Here is a 7523-nt window from a genome sequence, read left to right as displayed (position 1 = left end):
CGCCACAACGCGATCGCGTCGGACCGGAACTCCGCACTGTACTTCGAGGGCCTTGCCACGTGGTCTACACCTTCCAGGATCAACAAGATCCATTGTCAGGCGTGTCCACACTACGGGGATCACCTCACCCCTCCCCGGGGCTCCTACGAGCGTCCCTGGCAGCCCCGCCGCTCTCCCGACGGGAGCCTCCGATGTTGTCGGGACCGCTTCCTTGCGAACTACCAACGGCCCCGCTGCCGCGATGTCACAAAGATGACATCCGCGGGACCTCATACGGTGCAGCTGGGATCGAGACCCCCGGCGGCGATGACGGACGGCCGATCCCTCCGCCGGGGGTGTTGACAGGTTCCTGTTGCGGCTGTTGTAGGCCGTCGGTGAGCCGAGCTAGACATAGCCATGGCCCGAATGACTGCGCTTATCACCGCAATGAGCGCCATGCCCTTCGTGGTTTGATCGGACGGAGCAATGGCAACCGCCCCTTGGGCCTGGAACAACAAATCAGCAAAGATGGGCAGAACAATGGCTGTTGACACCGAGAGCAAATGGTTTCGGAGATATGCGAGTCAGGCGGCACCACGCAGGCGGCTGCTGATCCTGCCCCACGCTGGCGGGTCCGCCGGGTACTTCCACACCTGGGGACACCGTTTCGATGCCGATACGGAAGTTCTGGTGGCCAAATACCCGGGGCGGCAGGAACGGATCGTCGAACCGTGCATCGAAAGCATGGGCGCGCTCGCCGACGCGGTTACCGCGGCGCTGCTCCCGTTCCTGGATGTGCCGGTGTCGTTGTTCGGGCACAGCATGGGAGCTTCACTGGCCTACGAGGTAGCACTTCGGCTGGAGGACCTGCACGGTGTCCGCCTGGAAGCGCTGTACGCGTCGTGCCGCAAAGCCCCGCACAGAGTTACACCCAAGGCACTCGACGTCGCTGACGATGAGGCGATCATTCGCCAGGTGCAGCGTCTTGGGGGCACCGACATCGGTCTCCTCGACGACCCGGACCTGCGGGATCTGGTGATGCCCGCCATCCGGGCCGACTTCAGGATCGTCAAGGAGTACGAGCCTCGCCCCGCGACTCCCTTGAGTTGTCCCATCGTCGGATACCTGGGCGACCAGGACCGCGACGTTTCCACGGCGGACATGTGGGCGTGGGCGGATGTGACCACCCGGGGCTTCGACCTGCGGGTACTGCCGGGGGGCCACTTCTACCTGGCTGAGGAGCGTCACACGGTCATCGCGGACCTGGTCCGGCGGATGGCCTGACCGCCGTCCGCGCCGCCTCGGAAACGTCACCTGCCCCCGTGCTCATAGGGATCTGACATGAGGCTTGGAGGGCGGAGGCGTCGTCCTGCGGCATGACTCTCTCTCCTTCGACATGTCAGCCGGTTTGATCGGCCACGTAATCGCAGAGCAAGTTGAGGGCCCGCAGCGCCGGAAGAGGTGGCAGGTCCGACAGCGCGGCCCTGGCCCGGTCCAGCCGCTGGTGCATCATTGCCTCCGCCTCGGCCAGGGCCGGGGACCGGCGGAAGAGTCTCAGGGCAAGGCGTTGCTGGGCGGGGTCCGCGGCCGGTCCTGCGGACAGCAGCTCGCGCAGCGCGGCTCCGCGCGGCGTCGTGTCCGCGAGAGCCAGGAGGACCGGAAGGCTGGTGACACCGGCCGCCAGATCCCTGCCCTGTTCCTTCCCCATCTGCTCCGTCGAAGCCTTGAGGTCGAGCAAGTCGTCGGCTATCTGGAAGGCAAGGCCCAGCTCTTCGCCGTACTGCCCCAGTGACCGCACCACCGGCTCGGGCGCGCCCGCCTGCTGGGCTCCGGTCCGCAGCGACATGGCGAGAAGCGCGGCGGTTTTGCCCGATATCACCTGGAAGTAGTGGCTGATGGCGTCCTCGCCAGGGCCGGGCCCGATGAGTTCGCACAGCTGCCCGGCTACGAGCGCCCCCGCGACCTCAGCGTTGAGAGAGATGGCCGCCGGGCCGAGTTCGGCAGCGAGCCGGGCAGCTTTGGCAAGCAGCAGGTCGCCTGCCAGGACGGCGAGCCGTTCGCCCCAGCGGGCATTGACGCTGGATACACCGTGCCTGGTCGCGGCGTTGTCCATGACGTCGTCGTGATAGAGCGAGGAGACATGGACCAGTTCTGCGATAACCGCGGCCTGAGTGACTCCATGCCGCCATGGATCACCGAACTCGGCGCCGAGCAGCACCAGAAGAGGTCGCACCCGTTTGCCGCCCGCTGCGGCCAGGTGGCCGGTCAGAGTGGAGATCCTCGGGTCCTCAGCGCTCTCCGCGTGGGCGAGCAGTTGCTTCTCCGCCGCATCGAGTCCGTTGCGCAGGCGCACCTCGAGACCCGGGTCCTTGAGGGCGAGTCTGCGGACCAGGGCGGCCCTGCGGACACGGGCGGACAACGGCACCTCGTACATTGCCTTCATTGTCTTCATGGCCACTAAGGAAGCTCCCCGTCATCCGTGCGGAACGGATTGACCTCGGCGAATATCCGTCTCGAGGACTCCGTGACTCTCGCAGCGGCCTATCAGCCCCGCAACAGCCCTGGCACGAAGTTGCCAACGTCGACCACGGTCGGCCATGCTCTGCACGGTCATCCGATTGTCAGCTTGCTGCCACCTGCTCCTGATCAACTACTCCGGGAAATGAACCCTGTTAAGTTCCCCACCGAACTCACCGGAAGGGAATGAAAATGCGAAACAAAATCGTCCTCGGGGCGGTCACCGCAGTGGGCATGCTGTCCTTGCTCGCCGGTACCGCCACCGCGGCACCGGCCACCGGGACCGGCTCCGGCCGGGCGGACACCGCCTGTGCGGATGTCCGCCTTCCCAGCAAACTGCCGGTACCGCCGGCCGGGATGTCCGCCCAGCAGGACGTCAGCATCGGTTCCGACTGCGTGCCGCACCTGGGACCGGTACGGTTCGTCCCCTCCTCGCCCGCCCGGGCCGAGGCACGCGCCCAGACCGCCGCGGCCCCCGCGATCACCAGCCGGCAGGTGCGCAGCTGGTCGGAGATGTACGACTGCTGCAACATACGGATGACTGCTCTCTCCACCTCGTCCACCTGGGACACCGCCGACAACCAGGTCACCAACGCGGTGACCGAACTGCAGACCGGCGCCAACCGTGAGCCGTGGGACGCTGGTTGGTCCCTCAAGACCTCCAGCAAGACCGAGGGCGGCCCCGGCGCCACCTCGCAGATCACGGCACACGCGGAATTCAGCTACCGCGGAATCTTCGACCCCACCGGCAACTGGTACGCCACCACGCATGACACGTCCGTGCAGTTGAATGGCGACGGCACCGCCTGGTGCCAATTCGACATCACCCTCCGGCACACCTTCATCGGCTGGAACTCGGTCCGCGGCTGCGCCTGAACCGCGTCTCCGCTGTTCCCCTTCAGCGCTGTGGCCGGGAGATGACCGACAGCGCCCTGACCAGCAGCACGGCTGTCAGGACGAGCAGGTGGTATCCGATCAGGTCGAAGAGACCCATCGACGCGGTGACCATCGGCCCGCGGCGGATGGTCAGCAGAATCGTCCCCATGACGCCGCTGGTCGCGCCGATGACCACGAGCAGTACCTCATGCAGCAGTGACCGCACGTAATGGCGGTCACGTGCGTCGGCGAAGGACCGCACGCTGATAGTGAGCCTGCCCTGCTCCAGGGCGCTGGTGACCCGCTCCAGCCGGCGCGGCAGCCGGCGAAGCAGCGACACGGCCGCGTACAACTCGCTCTGCAGCACTTGCCCGACGGACGAGGTGCTTCCCCCCATCGGGAGTCGCGCCTCGGCCAGGACGCGGGCCTCGGCCATCATGTTGAATCCCGGCGACAGCTTGGTGAGCGTCCCTTCCAGGGTCGCCATGGCGCGGAAGACCGCCGCAACCTCCGGCGGAACTCGCAGTCCGTGGTCCGAGACCAGCCGGAACAGCTGCACGAACACCTGAATGTCCGGGATCGCGTCGGAGGCGAAGTGGCATGCCAGGAAGCGGCCGAGTGCCCGCTCCAGGTTCTGCTCATCGATCTCTTGCGGCCGTATCACCACGTCCAGCAAAGCGTCGTGGAGCGCCGCCGCGTCACCGCTCTGGAGCGCGAAGATGAATGACTTCACGGCCGACCGAAGCTGTGCGTCGATCCTGCCGACCGAACCGAAGTCGATCAGCCCTATGCGGTCGTCCTCCAGCAGCAGGATGTTGCCCGGATGCGGATCGGCGTGAAAGGTCCCGTCCACCAGGATCTGCTGGAGCATGTTGCCCAGCAGGTCCCGCGCGAGTCCGTCGCGGTCCAGCACCCTGGTGCCGCAACCGCCGAAGATGGAACTGATGGGCAAGCCTGGCAGATGTTCCAGGACGAGCACCCGTTCACTGGACAGATCCGCGTAGGCGCCGGGCAGCCGGACGGCCGGATCGTCACCCCGACGCGCCCATGCCGCGGTGACGGTCGCCAGGTTACGGGCCTCAAGCCGGAAATCGAGCTCCTCGTGCACCGCGACCGCGAAGTTATCAGCCAGTTCCAGTAGGCCCAGGGACTTCGCCCAGCGAGTGCGCTGCTCCAGCAGCCGGGCGATGCGGCAGATGATGTCGAGGTCGCGTTCCACGCCTTCCCGGATGGCCGGCCGTTGGATTTTGACGACCACCTTGTCGCCGTCATGCAGCCGCGCCCGGTGAACCTGGGCGATGGACGCGGCGGCCAGCGGCTCCGTGTCGAACTCGGCGAACACCTCGGCCACCGGCCGGCCGTACTCCTTGTCCAGCGCCGCTTGGATCTCCTCCCAGGGCTCGGGTGGTACCTGGTACTGGAGCAGGCTGAGCTCCGCCACGAACGCCTGGGACAGCAGGTCATCGCGGGTGGACAGTATCTGGCCGAGTTTGACGAACGTCCCGCCGACCTCTTCCAGCGCCAGCCGCAGCGATCTGGCCAGCCGGTCCGCCTGGTGCAGCCGGGAGCCGGAGCCCTCTCCCCTGCGGCTCAGATAAGGCCACAGCCCGTGTCGTACGGCGATGGAGCTGATCCGGGAGTACCGGCGGCCCCGGGCGATCCGGGAACGGATCGAACGTACCCAGCCGGTGGGCCACCCCAGCGAACCGCTGGGAACAATGACCTCCGCGGCTGCCAGGAAGCCCATCGCGGCCACCAGCGTGGTGCCGATCAGGACACCGAGGAGGACACCGCTCTCCTTGTCCCGCTGGGCCTCGCTCAGGAAGGACACGACGATGACGCCCACCGCACTGGTGAGCAGGGACCGCACGGCGCCGATGCGCAGTCCGAGCAACCGGCGCGCCACTACGGCGAAAGCCAACGGAAAGCCGATCAGTCCGATGACCAGAGCGGCGAAATTGACGATCAACATAAGCCCTGGAGACCTGCGCTTCCGTAGCGATCCGAGCATTCCAGCGGGAGGTCCCCGGAGAAGAGCGGGGACCTCGCACGTCCTTTACCGGGCCGATACTTTTACCTTCTGAGCTACGGTCGGCCCCCGCTCGGCACCAACCTGTCATCGTCCTTGAGGTCGACGGTCTTCACCCGGCCGGCCGCCGGAACCGGCTCGTCGGGAAGCTCCACCGCCAGATGCGGAAGACGCTTGTCCAACCACCTCGGCAGCCACCAGTTGGCCTTGCCGAACAGATGCATCAGTGCCGGAACCAGCATGGTGCGCAGGATGAAGGCGTCCAGCGCCACCGCACCGGCCAGGCCGAGTCCGAACATCGCGGTAGCCCGCTCACCTGACAGGACAAAGGCACCGAAGACGGCAATCATGATGATGGCAGCGGCGTTGATCACCCGGCTGGTCTCGGCAAGGCCGGTCCGTACCGAGGTGGCGTTGTCCGCGCCCCGCACCCACTCCTCGTGCATCCGGCTCACCAGGAAGACCTGGTAGTCCATGGAGAGACCGAAGAGCATGGACAGCATGATCACCGGGAGGAACGCCTCGATCGGTCCCTTGCCCACGCCGAGCAGGTCCGATCCGAAACCCCACTGGAAGACCAGCACCAGCACACCGAAGGACGCGGCGACCGCGACCAGGTTCATCAGTGCGGCGGTGGCCGGTATCAGGAAGCTACGGAAGGCCAGCATCAGCAACAGGAAGCCGAGCAGCACGACCACCCCGATGAACAGGGGGAGCTTTCCGGCGAGCGCATCAGCGAAGTCGTCGGAGATGGCCGTCGTTCCGCCAACGTAGACCTCGAGCGAGCTGCCCTTGGCCGCGTCCGGGATGATCTCGCCCCGAAGGCGGCTGATCAGTGCGGATGTCTCTTCCGACTGCGGCGAGGACTTCGGCACAAGCTGCACGATGCGCAGTTTGACATCCGGAGCGGCCGGCACCGCAACCACCTGGGCTACGCCCTCGGCGGTCCGCACCTTGGCCACCAATGTGTCCAGCGCGGCGCTGTCCGCTGGGCTCTTCACGACGGCCACCAGCTGAAGCGGTCCGTTCGAACCTTCCCCGAATCCCTCAGCGAGCAGATCGTAGGCCTTCCTCGTGGTGGTGGAGCTGGGGTTGTTGCCCTGGTCGGAGAAGCCAAGTCGCAGCGAGAGCGTAGGGACCGCCAGTACCACCATGACGACGAGCGCAAGCGCCGCGATGATCTCGGGGCGGCGCTCCACGATGACCGCCCAGCGAGCGGAGAAGGTCTTCGCTTGCCCCGTCTGCGGTCCCTGCTCGGCAAGTTTGCGCCGCTGACGGCGGCTGAGCACCCGGACCTTCAGCAGGCCCAGCAGTGCAGGCAGCAGGGTGACGGCGGCGAGCATCGTGATCAGCACGACCAGCGAGGCGGCCACGGCCATACCGTTGAGGAAGTTCAGGTTGATGACGAACATGCCCAGGAGCGAGATGCACACCGTGCCGCCCGCGAACAGCACGGCCCGGCCAGATGTGTTGATGGCCTGGGTAGCCGCCTCTTCCGGAGCGAGTCCGCGGGTGATGCCGGTCCGGTACCGGGTGACGATGAACAGCGCGTAGTCGATGCCGACGCCCAGGCCGATCAGCATGCCGAGCATCGACGCGAACTCTGGGACGTCCATGGCATGGGAGAACAGGGCGATACCGCTCATCCCCAGGCCGACGCCGAAGAGCGCGGTGACGACCGGCATCAGCATGGCGAGGAAGGACCCGAAGGCGAAATACAGCACGATCGCCGCGGCGACCACACCGACGATCTCACTGATGTTGGCCGGAGGCTCGTCCGCGAGGGAGATGATGCCACCGCCCAGCTCCACCCGGAGCTGGTCACCGGCTGCCTCCTTCGCCACTGCGACCAGGGGCTTGACATCCCCGGGCGTCATTTCCTGAAAAGGGACGCCGAAGGTGATCTGCGCGTAGGCAACCTTGCCGTCCTTGCTGATCTGGGCCGCGCCCTCCGGCTGATACGGGCTGACCACCTGGCCGATCCTGGGGAGTTTGGTGGGTCTTCGAATTTATCCGGGCAACGCCTGTCGTCGGCTGCGTCGAGTGGTTGCGCAGCGTGAGCGGAGGCGTTGGTTCTCTCGGTTGCGGAAGCCGAAGGCGTTGCGGGCTTCGAGCTTGATGA

5 protein-coding genes are annotated in these 7523 nt (G+C 66.4%); 2 read left to right on the top strand and 3 right to left on the bottom strand.

Translation table 11 applies throughout. The annotated features are described in order from the left end of the window. The first annotated feature begins 465 nt into the window (after window positions 1-465). Window positions 466-1263, top strand: a complete 798-nt coding sequence (locus QMK24_RS40190; protein WP_349307967.1) for a thioesterase II family protein — start codon at window positions 466-468, stop codon at window positions 1261-1263. A gap of 115 nt (window positions 1264-1378) precedes the next feature. Here the strand turns inward: QMK24_RS40190 and QMK24_RS40185 are convergent, their stop codons facing one another. Further along, on the bottom strand, window positions 1379-2431 hold the full coding sequence (locus QMK24_RS40185; RefSeq protein ID WP_283471856.1) for a polyprenyl synthetase family protein: 1053 nt from the start codon (window positions 2429-2431) through the stop codon (window positions 1379-1381). A 257-nt stretch (window positions 2432-2688) separates the two neighbouring features. Between QMK24_RS40185 and QMK24_RS40180 the strand changes: the two genes are divergently transcribed. Further along, window positions 2689-3372: a hypothetical protein gene (locus tag QMK24_RS40180; RefSeq protein ID WP_283471855.1), complete on the top strand. Its 684-nt coding sequence runs from the start codon at window positions 2689-2691 to the stop codon at window positions 3370-3372. 22 nt (window positions 3373-3394) lie between these two features. On the opposite strand, the gene QMK24_RS40175 is transcribed toward QMK24_RS40180, so the two are convergent. Beyond that, window positions 3395-5344, bottom strand: coding sequence for an ABC1 kinase family protein (locus tag QMK24_RS40175; protein ID WP_283471854.1), 1950 nt, complete (start codon window positions 5342-5344; stop codon window positions 3395-3397). 113 nt (window positions 5345-5457) lie between these two features. Then, a complete protein-coding gene (locus QMK24_RS40170; protein WP_349307966.1) occupies window positions 5458-7374 on the bottom strand; it encodes an MMPL family transporter in 1917 nt (638 codons plus the stop codon). Window positions 7375-7523 lie beyond the last annotated feature (149 nt).

Source organism: Streptomyces sp. PH10-H1 (assembly GCF_030063355.1).
Classification (GTDB): Bacteria; Actinomycetota; Actinomycetes; order Streptomycetales; family Streptomycetaceae; genus Actinacidiphila.
Note: the sequence above shows the minus strand (reverse complement) of the source record. Positions and strands in the feature narration are given on the sequence as shown.

What these genes read in the sequence shown, in the direction of transcription:
- QMK24_RS40180 (WP_283471855.1), top strand. Translation starts at nt 2,689, where the DNA reads ATGCGAAACAAAATCGTCCTCGGGGCGGTCACCGCAGTGGGCATGCTG.
- QMK24_RS40175 (WP_283471854.1), bottom strand. Translation starts at nt 5,344, where the DNA reads ATGTTGATCGTCAATTTCGCCGCTCTGGTCATCGGACTGATCGGCTTT.
- QMK24_RS40190 (WP_349307967.1), top strand. Translation starts at nt 466, where the DNA reads ATGGCAACCGCCCCTTGGGCCTGGAACAACAAATCAGCAAAGATGGGC.
- QMK24_RS40185 (WP_283471856.1), bottom strand. Translation starts at nt 2,431, where the DNA reads ATGAAGACAATGAAGGCAATGTACGAGGTGCCGTTGTCCGCCCGTGTC.